Here is an 18841-nt window from a genome sequence, read left to right on the forward strand (position 1 = left end):
GGTGTGCTTTTCTGTTAATGCCATCTGTTCTTAAAATGCGTTTACATTTTAGGAACAGGACACGTAATGCTAATACGCGCTAGCGTGAACGTTTTTAACTGCACGGCCCGATGGGTCGTTAAGCCCTTGTAAACTTACATCCCACAATAGTGCTTCAGGGGTTGAACAGGCAACTGTTTTTCCACCTGGCACTGTTTCAGCGGCACTGGCTAATGGGAAAAACTCTTCAAAGAAGCTGCGGTAAAAATAGGCTTCTTTCGACTCTGGCGTGTTGTATGGGAAACGGAATTTTGCGTTAGCAAATTGCACGTCATCTACGTTTTCTGCCGCATGAGCTTTTAAGCCATCAATCCACGAGTAACCTACGCCGTCACTGAACTGCTCTTTTTGGCGCCATACCACCTCTTTTGGTAATTTGTGCTCAAACGCTTGACGTAAAATGTGCTTCTCGATACGACCATCTTTAGACATCTTCGCTTCAGGGTTAATGCGCATTGCTACGTCAATAAACTCTTTATCTAAGAAAGGCACACGTGCTTCAAGTCCCCATGCTGCCATAGCTTTGTTGGCACGCAAGCAATCAAATAAATGCAGCTTATCAAGCTTACGGACTAATTCTTCATGGAACGCCTGCGCGTTTGGCGCTTTGTGGAAATATAGGTAGCCACCAAATAGTTCGTCAGCACCTTCGCCAGACAACACCATTTTAATGCCCATGGCTTTAATTTTACGTGCCATTAAATACATTGGCGTAGCGGCACGGATAGTGGTTACGTCGTACGTTTCTAAGTGATAAATCACTTCTTTAATTGCATCTAAGCCTTCTTGGAAGGTATACACAATAGGGTGATGAATTGTGCCAATGGCATCGGCCACTTTTTGCGCTGCGACTAAATCTGGAGACTCAGCTAACCCTACGGCAAATGAATGCAGTTGTGGCCACCATGCGCCGGTTTCGCCGTCGTTTTCAATACGGTGTTTTGCATATGTTTGTGTAATGGCAGAAATCACTGATGAATCTAGGCCACCAGACAATAATACTCCGTAAGGAACATCAGACATTAACTGGCGTTTTACTGCAGCTTCTAATGCTTCACGTAATTCTTCAATGCTAGCTGGGTTATCTTTAACGGCATCAAAATCACGCCATTCACGATGATAATACTGGGTTGGTTTACCGTCGGCTGAATATAAATACTGTCCTGGGTAAAACTCAGCAACTGTTTTACACACAGGCATTAATGCTTTCATTTCAGAAGCAACGTAGAAGTTACCAGATGCATCTAGACCTGTATAAAGTGGGATAATGCCCATGTGGTCGCGACCGATTAAGTACGTGCCTTTGGCTTTGTCATACAGTACGAATGCGAAGATACCGTTCAGTTTGTCTAAAAAGTCACAACCGTATTCTTGGTACAGTGATAAGATCACTTCGCAATCTGAGTTAGTTTGATACTGGTATTTGTCACCTAGCTGAGCTTTTAACTGCTTGTGGTTATAAATTTCACCGTTTACGGCTAACACTATGTTGCCATCAAGGCTGATAAGTGGCTGCGCTCCGTGGTCAACGTCAACAATCGATAAACGTTCATGAGCTAAAATGGCTTTGTCATCAGCATATATGCCAGACCAATCTGGGCCGCGGTGACGCAGCAGTTTTGACATTTCTAACGCCACTTGGCGAAGTTTGCTTGCATCAGTTTTGATGTCTAAAATTGAAAATATTGAACACATAATACGGCTCCAGCAGCGTTGGCTAATCTTTATCTGGTTCCTACTTTGCCAGCATTTTGGTTAACTGCCAAGCTTGTTTTTTGAGATAACATCATAAATATAGCTATTTTAATGATTTTATCTCTTTTAAATATCTTTTTGTTTGAGTAATGTTTTGTTAAATGTCGTTTTTATTGATATATCTTTATTTTTATCGTGATTATGGCTATTTTTTTTAAGATTTCATAATCAAATACCACTAAAAGCCATAATTGCACTAATGCTGTGCGTATGATGTTTATTTGAACAAAAGTGGGGCTTAATGGTCATTTAACGCCTTTAACGTAGCCATAATCGTGCCTACGTGGCATGTTGATGCGCGATAATGGGGCTTCAATTCACTCGGTGATAGTCAACCAAGCAGCGCTAAACTTGTTAAGTGTTTTAATACTGGATAGGGTTATGTTGATCACTTCTGTTAGTCACTTCTGTTAGTCACTTCTGTTAGTCACTTCTGTTAGTCACTTATATGGGTCACTTATGTGTAACAAGCAGCAAAGCTGCATTTACGTTAAGCCACATTTTATTAAGGCTGGCGCTTTTTATTGCAACACAAGAGCGTGATCCATAAAATCGCTTTATAACGGAAACATATTTAAGGAAAAAAGTATGGTAGGTGAAACAAATTTAACGGCATTACTTGCATCGATGTCACCGGTATTATTAGATGACGAATACGTTTTTTGCTCAGTGCCGGGCGGCCAATATGGCGATTATCAAACTTTATCGCCACTCGCGATGTTTCGCGAATCTGAAGGGCTGACATTAGTATTAACCAAAGCGGCTGCTATAGAGGGCGGCTTGTCTTTTGAATCGGTATTTAAAGGCATTACCTTAACGGTACACTCTAGTCTGGATGCCGTTGGTTTAACGGCTGCAGTGGCCAATAAACTTACCGAAAAAGGCATTAGCGCTAATGTTATTGCCGCTTATTATCATGACCATATTTTTGTGCAAACAGAAAAGGCGGCTTTAGCCATCGAAGCGCTAAATGAATTTAATAAAGTGTAAGTCAGGTTATCTAAAGGCTTAAATCAGATACTCATGACACAAAGCTTAATGACATAAATGCTAATAGCCAAATACCAATAAAAAAGCCCATCAAATACGTGATGGGCCAATCCTTGGGGGGAAGGAATAGGGTAGTACTGTACTAATCTGCAGGACGTAATTGATTAAATTCAGAACCGGCAAAGTATCCTGGCCAATCTTGGTTATTACCTAACTCTGCCGCAGCTTGGTAATACACGCCTAAATCTTGTAATGAACCGGATAAATCCCATTCAGGACGATAATGATCGCAAACGTTATGGTAACAACCCTTCATTTTGACCAGCATTGCCGTTTTGTATTGTGCGGTAGCTTCATCAAGCGGTTCGTTACCACCACCGGCAAATACTGCTGGCACGCCTAATTTAGCAAAGCTGAAGTGATCTGAACGGAAAAAGCCGCCTGATGCAGGGTTTAGCTCACCTTGGCTGGTACGATTTTGTTTAGCGACAACGCGGTCTAAATAGTTTTCTAACTCAGACTGGCCTTTACCGACAATCGTGTAATCTTTGGTTTTACCATAAATATTGGTGCTGTCGAGGTTAAATACTGCCACGGTTTTATCAATTGGATAAATTGGGTTTGCAGCATAATAACGTGAGCCTAATAAGCCTTGTTCTTCACCCGTAGTGGCAATAAAGGTTAATGAACGGGCCAAGCCATGCCCTTGTTTAGCTTGCTGGGCAAACTGGCGGGCAATTTCTAAAATACCGGCGGTACCAGTGGCATTATCTAACGCGCCATTATAAATTTGGTCGCCGTCTTTGGTTTCATCGGTACCGATATGATCCCAATGGGCAGTAAATAAAATCTGCTCATCAGCTTGTTTTCTGCCAGCTAATGTTGCAACCACATTAAAACTGTCGGCATATTCGGCTTTATTGGCAAATTCAATGCTGGCTGTTTGGGCTAAATCGACATTGAGTGAATTGGTAGCGGCGCGATCCATTAATGACGTTAATGACAAGCCCGCTTTATCGAATAAGGCCGTAGCACTGTCTAAGGTTAACCAACCTTCAACTTGGACCCGCTGATCTTGTTCTGCTTTGCTTTGAACTAAATCTTGTTGAGCACCGGTCCAGCTGTTTTCAACTACCGACCAAGGGTAAGAGGCAGGTTCGGTATCATGAATAATAATTGCGCCTAACGCGCCTTGGCGACTGGCTTCTTCAAATTTATAGCTCCAACGACCATAGTAAGTCATCGCCTTACCATTGAACTTGGCACCTTCAGGATGTGCAAAGCCTGGGTCATTGACTAAAATGATGGCAATTTTGCCTTTCATGTTGAGATCTTGGTAATCATTCCAGCCATATTCAGGCGCATTAATACCGTAACCTACAAACACTAATGGCGCATCTTTAATACTCACCTGGCTACTATCGTGACGACTGCTTAACACGATATCTTGGCGGTACTGTAAATCCAACCCAGCTAAAGTAACCTGCTGTTGTTCGCTAGCGGTGTAGCTCACCATTGGAACTGGTTGCAAAAAACTGCCTTTATAAGCGCCTTTAAGCCCCATTTGGCTGAAGGCGGCAGACAAATACTCTATGGTGAGCTTTTCGCCTTGGGTTGTTGGCGCGCGACCTTCAAACTTATCCGACGATAATGTTTCAATATCGGTTCTAAAGCGTTGTTCGTCAAAGGTTACCGCAGTCACTTTCGCCGGAATGATATCGTCGGTTGCAGCGTGTTTAGCATCATCGCCGTTACATGCTGACAGTAAGGCAATGGCGCAAAAAGGAAACAATCGTTTCATGCTATGTCCTGTTATTGTTATTCGTTTTTATTTCAGACAAGCATAATGAAGCAAGCCAGTGCTTGAAAACAAGTTCACTGGCTTGGAATTGTGTTACCTAATGTAAATTGTGTCTTGGGTGCTCAGTTTATTAACTGGCGGACATTAACTGGTGCTAATTAAACGACGTCGATATCGCCAGCGCAGGCAAACACATGATTTGGTCTGAAAGGTTCTTTGTCTATATCACTCATTTGGCTTACGCCAGTCGTCACCAGAATCGTTTCTAGACCCGCTTGGAAGCCAGCCAGAATATCGGTGCGCATGTTATCGCCAATAATAACGGTGTTTTCAGAATGTCCCTGTATATGATTCAACGCCGAGCGGATAATCCACGAGCTAGGCTTACCCACATAAAATGGCATCTTACCTGTGATACGCTCAATGGCTGCACATAATGCGCCACATGCTGGGCTAAATGCAGGGCCGTGGGTGTCTGGATTGGTGGCAATAAAGCGTGCACCGCCAGCAACAAAACGAGATGCTTTATGGATCATATCCCAGTTGTAAGAGCGGGTTTCACCGACAATGACAAAGTCTGGATTAATATCCGTTATGGTGAAACCGGCATTGTAAAGTTCGTGTGTCAGTGCACCTTCGCCAATTACATAGGCTTTATTGCCGGTTTGGTGTTTTAGAAAGTCTGCCGTAGCCATGGCTGAGGTATAAAAGCAGGTTTCTGGTACATTAATACCTGCAGCGCCGAGTCGATTTTGTAAGTCTTTGCCAGTTTGAACGGGATAATTAGTGAGGATAACCAGCGGATTACCTTGTTCAAGTACGCGGTGAATAAACTTGTCGCTTCCAGGGATTAGCTTGTTGTCATGCAGTAGCACACCATCAATATCGCAAATAATATTTTTCATTCAGTAATTTCTTCCTTCAAATACAACCTGCTTACATCTAATGCTAATTCAATTCAGAAAACAACGATTAAATATAAAAAATGCCTGTAGGGTGATTGATTTACTATTTGTGAGTGAGAGAATATTGGTTGCAGGTTGCAGGTTGCAGGTTGCAGGTTGAGGAGTAGGGGGATATTGATTATAGCGTTTGTTGTTGTCGATATGGTGCGGCCACTAACGTCCTGGCGCGTCACACCAGACCAAGAGAAACGGCCCAGCCACCCCGCAACATTTTCTCTATTGACTTAAACAACAGATATGAAAAAGTCGCCATGGCGATTTATCCTGCTTTTTTGTTAATGTGTCTGACTAACGAAGCTTACTTTAACAACAACCTCTGATACATGTATTTGCTACAGTAGAAACTGTCATGATAATGCAGTAGCTGAATGCTTTTTCCATTGTTGAAGAAAGGTAGAGTGAAGCGGAAAAGCGATAAAAGCAGGGATGAGTCACACTCCGAGAGATTAGCTACTGATAACCCCCTAGAACAGTAGTTAATTCATTGAATTCAGTCTATTATTTTTATACTGATTAGGTAAGTTAATTTACAATAGTGATGTTTAAACAACATTAATGATGGCTATAATGACAAATGATAAACCGTGGCTAACACAATATCCTGAGGATGTGCCCACAAAAATAGATTCAAGTATGTATAACAATATCAATGATTTGTTTAAAGAGCCTTTTAATACGCATGCTAAAAAAGCAGCATATATTAATATGGGACATAGCTTATCCTATCAAGATCTCGAAAGTAAAAGTAACGCTTTTGCTGCTTATCTACAATCCGAACTAAAAATGAAAAAAGGCGAACGAATCGCCTTGATGATGCCTAATTTATTGCAATATCCCATCACTATTTTAGGTGCATTAAAAGCAGGACTCATAATTGTCAACGTTAATCCACTTTATACCCCTCGAGAATTAAAACATCAATTACGAGACTCAGGGGCCAGTGCTATTGTTGCTGTAACAAATTTTGGTAATAACCTTCAGCAAATACTGCATGAGACTAACATTAAGCATGTTATGTTAACCAAAATCGGCGATGAGTTAGCGATTCATAAGCGTACATTGGTTAACTTTCTTATCAAACATGTCAAAAAAATAGTGCCTAAATATCATATTCCCGACGCTATTTCATTGCGTAGAGCATTAACCGAAGGCAAGAAACTTCCCTTTATTGATCCCCAAATAACAGTAGATGATTTAGCATACCTCCAATATACAGGTGGAACGACGGGTCCTGCGAAAGGGGCAATGCTGACTCATAGTAATATTATTTCTAACGTTCTACAGGTTCATGCTCATTTTAGCCCAAGAACCTTATATGATAAGGAATATGCAGTAACCCCACTTCCGCTTTATCATATTTTTGCCAACTCAGTGAGTATGATGTTTATGCTCTTTCTCGGTGCAACGAATTTACTCATTACCAACCCAAGAGATATAGATGGTTTTGTAGCAGATTTAAGTAAATATCCATTCACAATGGTTTTTGGTTTAAATACACTTTTTAATGGTCTAAACAATCATGCTGGTTTTCAAGAATTAGATTTTAGTCACGCTCGTTTTACTATTGCAGGTGGAATGCCGACGCAGAAACATATTGCTGATCGTTGGCAAGAACTCACTGGAATGCCTGTCATAGAAGGTTATGGCTTAACTGAATGTTCCCCAGTGGTCGCTGCAGGTACTCATCAACAACAATCATTTATTTCTTCAATTGGTGTCCCTTTACCCAGCACTGAACTCCGTATCGTTAATGATGAACATGAACCTTTAGGTCCTAACCAAATTGGTGAAATTCAAATTAGAGGGCCCCAAGTGATGAAAGGCTATTGGCAACAAGAAGCCGAAACCAATACTGTAATGCATGTCGGAGGGTGGTTAAGCTCTGGCGATATAGGAAGAATGGATGACGATGGGATTTTTTATATTGAAGACCGTAAAAAAGATATGATTCTAGTGTCGGGATTTAATGTTTTTCCAACTGAAATTGAAGAGGTTGCAACCCTTCACCCTCACATCATCGAAGCTGCGGCCATTGGCATTCCTGATGACGTCACAGGAGAGATAGTTAAATTATTTATTGTACGCAAAGGTAATGTGACCGTTGATGAAATAAAAAAACATTGTAGAAAATATCTTACCGGTTATAAAAACCCAAGGATAATTGAATTTAGAGATGAATTGCCAAAATCAAATGTTGGCAAGATCTTACGTCGAGAATTGCGAGATTCATAGGCGCTATTACTGACGTGCTAAGGATAATCAACATATTTGGTATTGATATGAGGCGAAGCCGAACAAATCCGACGAAACCTCATTCACATGCTGACTGAGGTTCTCGTCAACGTCCATTTCAGCAATTTGGTGCGAGAAAGGCCATGTGAGCTTCACGCATTCTTGTATAAAGATTTTTCAACGGCCTCAAGTTCAGAGTTGAATCACACCTTTTGAAAGTAAAATCTTTAACTTATGTATGCCCCAAAGCTTGTTTAGGCTATGGCCTGCGGCCACTAACGTCGTGGCGCTTCACCCACACCAGAGCAAATGGGTAAAGCGCTTGTACCCCTTTGCAAACCCTCAGCTTCCGGCAACATTTTCTGAACAGCGAAAATGTCGCGACGGAAATTAATCGAGCTTTTGGCCTCGTTTGAATCCTTCTTCGGTCAACTCTTTATAGTAAAGAATGAAAATGCTAACGCTTCCGATGGTACATCCTGTACCGCGAAAGTTAAGCTCACCATCCATGGCCAGCTCACGTATTCTTTTATAAAGAGTCTTCAACGTCCTCAAGTCCAGAGTTGAATCACACCCTTTGAAAGTAAAGTATTTAACTCATTTATGCTCCGTTATGTGTTAACTGAAACAATCTGAAATCCAAGTCAAACTAAAATAGCCATATATTTTTATTCATTTTGTACTTATCTTTATGTAAGACTAAAGGTTCTAAATTCTTCTAACCACAATAGCGATTATCTCACAGTGCTTTCTTCGGTAAACACTTAAAATCACACTGATATTAATTAAGTTATACTCCCTAACTTAATATTGTTGTGCTCAAAACTGAAAACATAAACTATAAACCAAGGAAAGGGTATGATCGAATCATTCAAGCTGGCCAACATAGCAACTTATAATGAACAAGGTATTCAAGTAAATGGACTAAAAGAAGTTAACTTTTTTTATGGCGCTAATGGTTGTGGTAAAACAACTGCATCAAACTATTTGACTGATACAAGTATTGAGCGATTTCAGCAGTGCAATATTAAATGGTTAAATGACCAACCACTTCCCACCTTGGTTTACAATAAAGCGTTTCGAGATAAAAATTTTGGTAGTAGTGATATAGCAGGTGTTTTTACACTTGGTGAAGCTACTACGGAGCAAGTTGAAGAGATAAAAAGTAAAAAATCAGAACAAGATAATGCTAAAAATCAATTAACCAAATACACTGAAGATCATAAGAAAAAGTTAGAAGGTCAAATAGCCTTAAATACTGACTTCACTGAAAAATGTTGGTCCCTTTATAAAAAATATGGCTCTGGTTTTAAAGAGGCACTGAAGGGCTCTTTGAAGAGAGAATTGTTTAAAGATAGGATTATAAGTATTGCCGTAACTGAGGGTGAAAATCACGGAGTAGAGTTAAAGTACGAGGAACTTAAAATTCGTGGTGCAACAATCTTAGGTCAAAGGCCAAAGTCTTTTCCTTTATTAGCAGTGCCTGAATTCGATTCGCTTCATGAACTTGAATCTGATTCTATTTGGCAGACGGTTGTAGCAGGTCAAAGCGACGTTGATATATCTGGTTTAATTGAAGTGCTTGGTTGTCAAGATTGGGTTAATCACGGTCGGCAATTCATACATTCCAGTGATATATGTCCATTCTGTCAAAAACCAACGATTGATGATGAGTTCAGGAAAAAAATTGAACTTTTTTTCGATACATCATTTGAACAACTACTCGTAAAAATAAAAAGAATGACAGCTCATTACAACGAGCGTGTATCACAATTCTTTTACGTGTCCAATCAGTTAGTGCAACAAGAGAAGCAAAACGAAAATTCTAAGCTGGACATAGAAGAGTTTGAATTAGCATTGAAAAGTGCCGAAGGGCAATTTAGAGCCAACATTATGGCAATTGAAAACAAACTAGACAAACCAAGCTCAAAAGTTGACGTAAATGTGACGAAAGATGTCGTAAAGGTAATATCTTTATTGATTATCCAAGCCAATAAGGAAATCGCCAAACACAACGAAGTTGCGACAAACTATGACAGGGAAAAAAAACGCTTTATCTCCGATGTATGGATATTTTTAGTTGCTGAAATCCAGCAAGATTTTAATAGTTATCACAAGAAAGTAAAAGGTATTACAAAAGCTGTTGATGCTTTAGGGGGTAAAGTTGATGAATTCAAAAACCTAGTCAGCAAAATGAAAACAGAACTTGCCGAATTAAGTCGCCATACAACGAGTGTTCAACCAGCAGTAAATGAGATTAATAGGCTGTTAATGGCTTATGGATTTGTAAATTTTGAGATTGTTCCTTCACAGCAGTTAGAAAATCATTACGTCATTCAGCGTCAAAATGGTGAATTGGCTTTCGAATCGCTAAGTGAAGGAGAAGTTACCTTTATTACACTATTATATTTTGTGCAGTTAGCCAATGGAGCCTTAACTCGGGATGCCGTTGCACAAAGCCGAGTCGTCGTCATTGATGATCCTATATCCAGTCTAGACAGCAACGTACTCTATATTGTCAGCGCAATAGTTAAGGGGATTATTAAAGAAGTAAAAGATGGTTCTTCTATCAAGCAGCTATTACTTTTTACACACAATGTGTACTTCCATAAAGAAGCATCATTTCAAAATGGACGCTCGAATGGATGTAATAAAACACACTTTTGGATATTTCGCAAAGCCAATAACGTTACGTCTATTCAGTCTTATGAACAGCAAAACCCAATTAACTCAGCCTATGAGCTGATGTGGCAGGAACTAAAAGATCGCAAAAACCGTTCTGGGATAACTATTCAAAATACTATGCGCCGAATACTTGAGAATTATTTCAAAATATTGGGTAAATTCAGTGATGAAGACATAGTTGCTAAATTTGAAAATCATGAAGAGCAACAAATTTGTCTATCACTTCTGCACTGGATCAATGATGGTTCGCATTGCATACCTGATGATCTGTTTATCCAAGCCATTGATGATCAAGTTGAAGTTTACTTGACCGTTTTTAAGAATATTTTTTTGAAGTCAGGCCATGAATCGCACTACGACATGATGATGTGTGGGGAAGAGCTTTTTGATGGAGAGGCCAATCAACTTAAAGAAGTTGTAGCAGCGTAATTAAATTCACAGTGAGTTTAGTTGTGTCAGAGAGGATAACATGGCCACCCACGATTGTTGTTCGAGAAGATAGAACGTCAATATGGCATTCAAGAGTTGGCCTAACAAATCATTGTAGTCGGAATTTTTCTCGCTTCGCTCCCAAAGTTCCGGTGAGTGAAGCGTTGGTAAATAATATGAATTCATTCTTTATCCGTCTGGGTTATAAATCAGATCATAATTTGATCGAGTTTAGCGGTGATCACAGATCTGGTGATTTTCCTGATGTCCTTTACATATTGAAAAATGCTCTCAAGCCTTCAAGAATTATAATGGAAGACTACGTAACTGATGATTATGTTTGGGAAGTCGAATTTGAGAGAGGGATCTTCGAATTAAATGATGATTGGGGTGGCTTGTTTATTATCCCTAAAACCAATCATAAAAAAGTAATCGAGCAGATTTCAAAAATACTAGTTTCTTCAGGCTCTTTTAAGGAGATTCAAGTTGATAAAAGCAAATACACATAACAAGGTTAGGCATGCTCGCCTTCGGCTGGAACTCCTGAAACTGTCATCTTATGTGCAAAAGGTCGAAAAAAATCCGTCCAAGATACAAGATAACATGGCCACCCACGATTGTTGCTATGATGAACAGGCAAATAAAAAGCAGATACTATAATCAGTATCTGCTTTTTATTGCTTTAAAAATCAATCGATTAAGCTGTTATGGTCTTTGAAGGTTAACTGCTTTTGCGGTGTAATTAAGTACTTCTCACCAGTAGCATGTTTAGAATAACCCGCTATTGATTTTAATTGTAATACCTCAGCCAATGACACTTCATGGGTGTAGTGGCTAGCAAATGTGGTGGTGATTTCATCTGCAACACGTTTACGCATCGCCATAACCGATTTAGTGCCTAACTTGGCTAGCGCATTGAATAATAAGAAGCCATTAACACCCCATGCAAAACCAAAGTTACGGTTAAGCGTAATAGGACCACGGTCTAATGCGCCATAAATATAAGCTTGCTTGAAAGTGTCAGAACCATAAACGCTGTGTTCTTTCATATCACGCGATGCAGCCACTTCCATACAGTTAAGAATGTCACTGGTTAATTTACCGCCACCAATTGGGTCAAACGCAATCGTTGCACCTGTTTCAATAATTGCTGCGGTTAAGTCAGCTAGGAAAGTATCACTGCTTGAGTTAACAACGTATTTTGCGCCCATGTCACGTAATAGCGTTTCTTGTTCCGCTTTACGGACGATGTTAATTAAATCGACGCCATCGGCAATACAAATACGGTTTAACATTTGGCCAAGATTAGACGCAGCTGCTGCATGAATAATGGCTTTATGGCCTTCAGCACGCATTGTTTCGACCATTGCTAATGCCGTAAGCGGATTAACAAAAGAAGATGCACCTTCTTTAGCGGTAGTGCCTTGTTTCAATTCTAGGCAGCTTTGCACATTGGCACATAGGTACTGACGATACGTTCCACCGCCAATGACAGCAACGGTTTTACCCATTAATGCTTGCGCTGCAGGCGATGAACCCGCTGCGACAACGGTTCCTGCACCTTCATTACCAACAGGAATGGCTTTACCGACTCGGGTTTTAACCGCTGGCATAAATTTAGCCGGAACATCCGCAATAATAGCGGGGCTTTGTTCAGTGCCTGCTTGTGTCGCAGTAGTCATATCTGCAGCGCTGAACAGAACGGCTAAATCAGACGGATTTAATGGCGCAGCTTCAATGCGAATAACCACTTCATCGGCACCTGGTTGTGGCATGTCGATGTTTTTTAACGCAAGCGTTAATTTATTGTCTTCGCTGATCAATGAAGTCAGTTGGATATTGGTATCTGTCATTGGGATTCTCTCCTGCAAAATAATTAATTCATTGAGCCAATCACTTTATGGTATTGGCTATTTCTGTTTGTAATTGAATTCAAGTCAAACGTCAGTATTGATTGTTTTTATCTCTAATATCATTTCGTATAAATAAGTATTATCCAGCGTTCGCCGCTTGGATTTGAGCTTTCACTTTTTGCATAAATTCGGGCATGTTTGCTAGGCGATCGGATTCCACCTGTTGGGCAATAACCGTTTGGCTCATGGCATCTTTCCACTGTTTCATGCCTGGTATTTCAGCCAGTACATCCCAGTTAAGCTGGCTCGAGCCAAACGAGCTGACTATGGTGTTGACGTAATAAACGTAGATATCTGCCATGGTGAATTGTTCGCCGGCAATCCAAGGTGAAAACTGACACAAACGACTTAAACCGGTAATGCCACGGGTTAACACTTGGCGGACCTCAGCGTTAACCGATTCAGGAACTTCTGTGCCAGAAAATGCATAAGGTATAAGTCGTCTGCTTGGCAGTTCAAAATAAAGCTCTGCCATTTTCATAATTTGACGCACAACTGCACGCTCTCCGGCATTTTCAGGGTATAGCGACGTTGCAGGGTAAGTCTCTTCGATAAAGTCGCAAATAACACTCGACTCTGAAATATTCAGTCCTTCAGTCGTTGTGATAGCAGGTACTTTGCCAGCTGGACTGACTTTCAGTAACTCGTCACTACCACCGTAAATAAGGTTTTCTTGAAATGGCAGTTGTTTGTATAGCAGTACATGTTTCACTAGGTTGTAATAGTTGCTAGCTGCAAAACCGTGCAAAGTAATCATAAGTCAGTGTCCATCATTTACGTGAAGGCTGGTGCTACTTGCCGAAAAATGCAATTAACACCTCTGTTTTTAACACGCGGCAACAGGGTTAAGGTTGCAATGTTTAAGTTAACTGTATTATTACCTGTTTTAATTTGGTTATATATAAGGGAAAATGCTAATCACTATTGCTTTTAAGACAACAATAAAGCCAAAGCACTCAGATTTAATGGAGAAGTAAGTTGGATCAACTACGTGCAATGCGGTATTTCAGTAAGGTAGTCGAAACGGGCAGCTTTACCAAAGCGGCGAGTGCGTTTAATGTGCCGCCATCATCCTTGTCTAGACGAGTTGCTGATTTAGAAAAGAGTTTGGGGGCGACCTTGTTAAAGCGTTCGACCCGAATCGTTAAACTAACCGAAGTGGGGCAAATTTATTATAACGATGTACAGCAAATATTGAATCAACTAGCGCAAAGTAATGAAACGGTTCGTAGTTACCAAACAACGCCAATGGGGCGTTTACGGATCAGTTCGATGGTGGGTTTTGGTGAAAAGATATTACTGCCGTTGTTAGATGAATTTAGCGCGTTATACCCTCAAATTGTTTTAGATGTCAGTTTAAGCGACGAGTTATCAACACTCGGACGTGACGATGTCGATATTGCTATTCGCGGTGGTTACGCGCCCAATGAGCGCGTGTTAGCAATAAGACTGATGGACAATGGCTTTATTCCTGTGGCGTCACCAAGTTACATAGAGAAACACGGTGTGCCTAACAATGCGATGGAATTAACGCAACATAATGGCCTGTATTTTAAAGCGCCAACAGGTCCAACTCCTTGGTTATGTAATATGAACGGTCAATGGCATGACGTTTCAGGACCGGCGGTGGCGATTTCAAATAACGGACCCTGGCTGGCGAAAAAGGCTTGTGATGGGGAAGGTATCTTAATGTCAACTCGATGGGCGTTAGCGTCTTATCTTGAGTCTGGTAAATTGCTAGAACTTAAGTTTGAGCATGAGTTAGCTATCACTCAACATTCTGATATGGCGGTTTACTTGCTGTATCAAAAACAGCGCTACTTAGTCCCAAAAGTAAAAGCGGCAGTAGACTTTTTAGTGGAAAGAATAAAAGTAACAAATGATCGTTAGAAAGCGCCATTCTCTTTCGTGGTGCCGTGGAGCTTCATCTCTGATACTTACTTGTTTTTGTCATTATGACTTTCAACTTAAATATTCCCTTTGAAGCAAATTAAATAATCTGTAATGATCAAGTATTTCTGGAGAGATTTTAAGCCGCTTTTATTCAATATTCCATGCCGCGCATTTCCTACTATTTGGGTGTCAAAGCACTGCAATACGGTCTCCCAAGATTGCTCGGTAAATAAAGCAGAGTTTATTTACTTTTTCAAAATAATGATTAAAGATGGCCAGACCAAGATAAACTATCGTTAGTCTAGAAGGCATGCCTTACTTTAATAGTGTCGGAAGCTATCGCACTTCAAGCTAAAGAAGTGATGTTAATTAATTATAGGTAGGGAGTTGTCCGAGGTTGGATAATAAGCGATTAACTGTAAAAGGAGCTCGTCATGCAGTATAAAAACACTCAGCTTGGAATCGCGATGCTTTCAGTTATGGGAATTGTAACATTAGTGCTTATCTTTGCTTCGGCAACTCAACCTACCGAACCGATCGGATTTGCGTATTTAATTGTAGGTGTGGTTTCAATTCTTTTTTCAGCATTAACAATCAAAGTTGAAGATGGGAAAGTTAAATGGTTTTTTGGTCCAAAATTTTGGAATAAATCAATAAAAATATCTGAAATTGAGTCGACACAAGAGATAAGAACAAAATGGTACTATGGGCTCGGCATCCGGTTAATCTCAACTGGATGGTTATATAACGTTTCTGGTCTAACGGCTGTTGAATTAAAACTTAAAGATGGCACAACGGTTTGTCTGGGTACAAACGATCCAGAAAATCTAATAAAGGCTATTAAGCAAAGTAGCTGACTTGTGTTCGTTCATTGCAAGTTTGAGTAAACTATTTTCCGCCTTTTACTGTGCTCGTTATGTAGTGGTCACTACAGAACGTACAGCTTCAAAACTGGAATCCAAGTTTAATTTTCATAGACAAAATTAACACTTGAATTCGGGGAGTATGCAGCTATTGGATAGAGTCTATAAATTCAAAATTAGTAATATAGTCATAATATAAGGAAACTTATGAAATATTTAGGGTTGATATTTTTATCAATTATAAGCACGACCCTTGGCGCCAACGAAGTTGATCAAAATGGCAAGATATACAATCAGAGGGATTGTTTCTCAGGACCATTTACCAGTTATGATAATTGGATAAATTTCATGGAGAGAAAATTTTCTAGAAAGATTAAAAATCCCGAGTTATTAAAAAATAAAATGGATGGCTTCAAGAAGCAATTTGATAAGGATGAATTTAATACCTACAGCAACAACCTTTCATGTACTAATTTTACATACAATGTCGACGGGACTGATGTTCTTGGTTTTGTCATCAAACCTAAAGAGTCAACTACTGACCTACCTGTAATAGTTTACAATAGGGGCGGGAATGGTAATTTCGGTGGCGTTGTATTTGGTGCAATGATGAACAATCTTTTTCCTATAGCCAATAAGGGATTTGTGATCGTAGGTAGCCAGTATCGAGGCACATTTGGTTCACCAGATAAAGGTGAACAAGATCAATTTGGTGGTTCTGATGTCCAAGATGTTGTTGAACTAGTGAATCTGATTGGAGAGTTTGACGGAGCTGATACAAGTAAAATAGGTATGCTTGGAGCTAGTAGAGGTGGCATGCAATCATTTCTTGCTCTAAAACAACTTGATAATATAAAAGCAGTTGCAACGATTGCACTAAATGACGATCTAAATGCAGATCTAGCAACGCGACCTGAAATGGAAAAAGTATATAAACACCGAATTCCAGATTACAAAGGAAACGAAAACAAAAAACTCGCTGAAAGGTCAGTTATCAATTGGGTGGACAAACTCCCTTCTGGTGTTCCAATTTTATTAATTCATGGCGAAAATGATGATCGAGTCTCTGCTTCTCACTCTAAAACATTTGCAAAAGCACTAAAAGAAACTGAGATTGAGCATAAATTAGTAATTTATGATGATAATCACTTCATTTCATCTAACACCGCAAAAGCTCACAATGAGATTACCAAATGGTTTACAGAAAACATGTAAAATCGCAATGATCAATATGGTGTTAATGGGTAATTCCCCTGAAAATAGGATTTTTATTAATAACTTGCTATTGTTTCACTAGGTTTTAAGGTTCCTTTAATCGCTTATTTTAAAAGTACGTTTTTATAGAAAATGTGGATTAGCAAATGATTGATGCGGTTTGTACTTATGGTGGGCAAAAGCACACTTTTTCAATTTTGAAATTTCAGGCGTTAACTGAAACAGAAATTGAAAAGTTTAGGCAATTTTTACAATGCCCTGAGTGCAAAGGAAAAGCTTACTATCGTAAGAGAAGCTCAGACGGTAAAGCGGCGTGTTTTGGCTCTAGATATCATGTTGCAGAATGCGATGAAGGTCATTTTTCAACTCAACGAGACCGAGAGACTCGGCATAGCGTAGAAGTGAATAAAGTCATTTCAGATGCTGATATTATTAGCATTGATTTCATGTTATCAAACACCAAAAAGCCAGTTACAGAGGTGCAAACTGTTGCCTCTACATCAAGCCTCATTTCAAGCAGCCTCCCAAAAATCGATAATGCCAGTCGTAAACACAATGGCAACAATGAACAAACCAAGGTCAAAGTGCTAGGGCTGGAGAAAATACTCAATAGCCTAATGCGTGGTAGCGACTTAGCTGAGTCGAGTACTTTGATTGAGCTTGATACGGGTTATAAATTCAAAGCGAAGAATTTATTTGTTAACTTTGCCGAGGCTGAGCCAAGCGATAATGCTAAACAGGCAAAGCCTAAAATGTACTGGGGTACGATTTCGCATCTAGACAAAGAACTTGATTGGTTAAATCCATCTGATTGTACTGATGTTGGCATTCCTATCTCTAAATTTAAATCGGCAATATTAGAACGTTTCAATGTATCGGAAGGGCGTCAGTTAGAAGGTGCGGGGATTATTTTGTTTGGAAAATGTTTTTGGAACTCAAAGAAGACACGCAAGATAATTGAACTGTGGAATGCAGACAGAATTTTTATCTCAGTATTAGAAGACTAATCTGCAATAAGCCGTTTAGCCATTAAAGGCATACAGGCTTATATCACAATATGTTGTTTACAAAATTGAAGCAGTCTTTTGATAAATGGCATGTTTGGTTTTACAGCCGTGTTTGCCGCACTTTTGCTATTAGATTGACCTTTGAGTCGATCTTCTCTTATTTTTCGCCTTTCATCAGCACGGTTCGCGACTTCGGCGAACTGTTGTCTTTGTGCCAATGTCATACTGGCCATAAAGCTCCGAAAAGGAACTTTGGGTGTGGCAGCGGCTAGATTGGTTTTTGGTGTGCTACACATAGTTAAACTCTAGTTGGCAAATGGTGGTGTACTTAATAAGACCGACAAGAGTGAGATAACATTTCATTTGTGGCGTAATTTACATTTTGCGGGCGATATCATCACATAAGTACGCTGAGATATTTATCACTTCTATAATTCCCTAAAGTATGTTTTGAACAACGGTTTCGCTAACTGCTTAGCCTTTGTTTTTATAACTATTATTGATAATAAAAAGCCCTGAGACGATGACGGCTCAAGGCTTAGATTGATGGCAATGTTGACTAGCAAGATATGTTCACCTTGCTTTTGTTTAGCGCTCAAATTCGGATTCTGTTAAATACGTGCCATACGTTTAAGCAGCAACAACCACAGTATAGGGAGCAGTAAGATATAGAAAAACAGCACTTTTGCACCGATATCACCGTAGAATAAGGTGTTGTTTACAAACCTTACAATACCCATAGGATCCCATGGCATGTAATGGATATTACCGTGTAATAACATGGCGCCTAAAATCATAATGGTAATGGCAATCCATTGTCTTGCGGGCTCGTAACTTCTCACTAGAAACGCAGGGATTAACGCGGCTAAGCCGATACCAACAAAGTTCTGTGCAAGGTGAGCCAGTATTGGATATTCACTGCTATTAAACCACCACAATAAGTTACCAGCAGCAGACTGGCCAATTGCCACGATAGTTAATGCATAATAGCCAATGCTAATGCACAGGCTGAGTATGACTAATTTGATGATATTCATTTATTCCCTTATTGTTT

The 18841-nt window shown here is 39.8% G+C and carries 14 protein-coding genes; 8 read left to right on the plus strand and 6 right to left on the minus strand.

The annotated features are described in order from the left end of the window. Nucleotides 1–69: 69 nt before the first annotated feature. Complete coding sequence (gene asnB, locus GUY17_RS08365; RefSeq protein WP_162022843.1) at nt 70–1734, minus strand: asparagine synthase B; 1665 nt, start codon at nt 1732–1734, stop codon at nt 70–72. A 648-nt stretch (nt 1735–2382) separates the two neighbouring features. Here asnB and GUY17_RS08370 point away from each other — a divergent pair. Continuing rightward, entirely contained in the window at nt 2383–2784 is a 402-nt protein-coding gene (locus GUY17_RS08370; RefSeq protein ID WP_162022844.1) for an ACT domain-containing protein, read from the plus strand. 142 nt (nt 2785–2926) lie between these two features. Here GUY17_RS08370 and GUY17_RS08375 read toward each other — a convergent pair whose 3' ends face one another. Together GUY17_RS08375 and GUY17_RS08380 are read right to left on the minus strand one after the other, a co-directional pair. Continuing rightward, on the minus strand, nt 2927–4585 hold the full coding sequence (locus GUY17_RS08375; protein ID WP_162022845.1) for a M28 family metallopeptidase: 1659 nt from the start codon (nt 4583–4585) through the stop codon (nt 2927–2929). A gap of 158 nt (nt 4586–4743) precedes the next feature. Beyond that, the gene (locus tag GUY17_RS08380; protein ID WP_011637074.1) at nt 4744–5490 is read right to left on the minus strand and encodes an HAD-IIA family hydrolase; all 747 of its coding nucleotides are present in this window, start codon (nt 5488–5490) and stop codon (nt 4744–4746) included. A gap of 615 nt (nt 5491–6105) precedes the next feature. Between GUY17_RS08380 and GUY17_RS08385 the strand changes: the two genes are divergently transcribed. The 3 genes from GUY17_RS08385 (at nt 6106) to GUY17_RS08395 (ending at nt 11405) form a co-directional block, all read left to right on the plus strand. After that, complete coding sequence (locus GUY17_RS08385; RefSeq protein ID WP_162022846.1) at nt 6106–7782, plus strand: AMP-binding protein; 1677 nt, start codon at nt 6106–6108, stop codon at nt 7780–7782. 858 nt (nt 7783–8640) lie between these two features. Continuing rightward, entirely contained in the window at nt 8641–10896 is a 2256-nt protein-coding gene (locus tag GUY17_RS08390; RefSeq protein ID WP_162022847.1) for an AAA family ATPase, read from the plus strand. Nucleotides 10897–11072: 176 nt separating this feature from the next. Next, complete coding sequence (locus tag GUY17_RS08395; RefSeq protein ID WP_162022848.1) at nt 11073–11405, plus strand: hypothetical protein; 333 nt, start codon at nt 11073–11075, stop codon at nt 11403–11405. 180 nt (nt 11406–11585) lie between these two features. Here GUY17_RS08395 and GUY17_RS08400 read toward each other — a convergent pair whose 3' ends face one another. Next, complete coding sequence (locus GUY17_RS08400) at nt 11586–12749, minus strand: zinc-binding dehydrogenase (RefSeq protein WP_162022849.1); 1164 nt, start codon at nt 12747–12749, stop codon at nt 11586–11588. Nucleotides 12750–12888: 139 nt separating this feature from the next. After that, entirely contained in the window at nt 12889–13566 is a 678-nt protein-coding gene (locus GUY17_RS08405; RefSeq protein WP_162022850.1) for a glutathione S-transferase family protein, read from the minus strand. A 221-nt stretch (nt 13567–13787) separates the two neighbouring features. Here GUY17_RS08405 and GUY17_RS08410 point away from each other — a divergent pair, with 221 nt between their 5' ends. From GUY17_RS08410 to GUY17_RS08425, 4 genes are all read left to right on the plus strand, one after another. Then, nucleotides 13788–14699 carry a LysR family transcriptional regulator gene (locus GUY17_RS08410; protein ID WP_162022851.1) on the plus strand — a complete coding sequence of 304 codons (912 nt, stop codon included), beginning with the start codon at nt 13788–13790 and terminating at the stop codon, nt 14697–14699. Between the two features lie 437 nt (nt 14700–15136). After that, nucleotides 15137–15559 carry a hypothetical protein gene (locus tag GUY17_RS08415; RefSeq protein WP_101087523.1) on the plus strand — a complete coding sequence of 141 codons (423 nt, stop codon included), beginning with the start codon at nt 15137–15139 and terminating at the stop codon, nt 15557–15559. 213 nt (nt 15560–15772) lie between these two features. Further along, a complete protein-coding gene (locus tag GUY17_RS08420) occupies nt 15773–16780 on the plus strand; it encodes a S9 family peptidase (protein ID WP_162022852.1) in 1008 nt (335 codons plus the stop codon). A 146-nt stretch (nt 16781–16926) separates the two neighbouring features. Continuing rightward, nucleotides 16927–17787 (plus strand): hypothetical protein, encoded by an 861-nt coding sequence (locus tag GUY17_RS08425; RefSeq protein ID WP_162022853.1) that lies wholly within the window; start codon nt 16927–16929, stop codon nt 17785–17787. A 611-nt stretch (nt 17788–18398) separates the two neighbouring features. Here GUY17_RS08425 and GUY17_RS08430 read toward each other — a convergent pair. After that, the gene (locus GUY17_RS08430) at nt 18399–18824 is read right to left on the minus strand and encodes a hypothetical protein (protein ID WP_162022854.1); all 426 of its coding nucleotides are present in this window, start codon (nt 18822–18824) and stop codon (nt 18399–18401) included. Between the last annotated feature and the right edge of the window lie 17 nt (nt 18825–18841).

The sequence above is a fragment of the Shewanella sp. Arc9-LZ genome (genome assembly GCF_010092445.1).
In the GTDB taxonomy this organism is placed as follows: domain Bacteria; phylum Pseudomonadota; class Gammaproteobacteria; order Enterobacterales; family Shewanellaceae; genus Shewanella.

Bases quoted from the DNA above. Each gene is read 5' to 3' on its own strand.
- asnB (WP_162022843.1), bottom strand. From the start codon at position 1,734: ATGTGTTCAATATTTTCAATTTTAGACATCAAAACTGATGCAAGCAAA.
- GUY17_RS08370 (WP_162022844.1), top strand. From the start codon at position 2,383: ATGGTAGGTGAAACAAATTTAACGGCATTACTTGCATCGATGTCACCG.
- GUY17_RS08375 (WP_162022845.1), bottom strand. From the start codon at position 4,585: ATGAAACGATTGTTTCCTTTTTGCGCCATTGCCTTACTGTCAGCATGT.
- GUY17_RS08380 (WP_011637074.1), bottom strand. From the start codon at position 5,490: ATGAAAAATATTATTTGCGATATTGATGGTGTGCTACTGCATGACAAC.
- GUY17_RS08385 (WP_162022846.1), top strand. From the start codon at position 6,106: ATGATGGCTATAATGACAAATGATAAACCGTGGCTAACACAATATCCT.
- GUY17_RS08390 (WP_162022847.1), top strand. From the start codon at position 8,641: ATGATCGAATCATTCAAGCTGGCCAACATAGCAACTTATAATGAACAA.
- GUY17_RS08395 (WP_162022848.1), top strand. From the start codon at position 11,073: ATGAATTCATTCTTTATCCGTCTGGGTTATAAATCAGATCATAATTTG.
- GUY17_RS08400 (WP_162022849.1), bottom strand. From the start codon at position 12,749: ATGACAGATACCAATATCCAACTGACTTCATTGATCAGCGAAGACAAT.
- GUY17_RS08405 (WP_162022850.1), bottom strand. From the start codon at position 13,566: ATGATTACTTTGCACGGTTTTGCAGCTAGCAACTATTACAACCTAGTG.
- GUY17_RS08415 (WP_101087523.1), top strand. From the start codon at position 15,137: ATGCAGTATAAAAACACTCAGCTTGGAATCGCGATGCTTTCAGTTATG.
- GUY17_RS08420 (WP_162022852.1), top strand. From the start codon at position 15,773: ATGAAATATTTAGGGTTGATATTTTTATCAATTATAAGCACGACCCTT.
- GUY17_RS08425 (WP_162022853.1), top strand. From the start codon at position 16,927: ATGATTGATGCGGTTTGTACTTATGGTGGGCAAAAGCACACTTTTTCA.
- GUY17_RS08430 (WP_162022854.1), bottom strand. From the start codon at position 18,824: ATGAATATCATCAAATTAGTCATACTCAGCCTGTGCATTAGCATTGGC.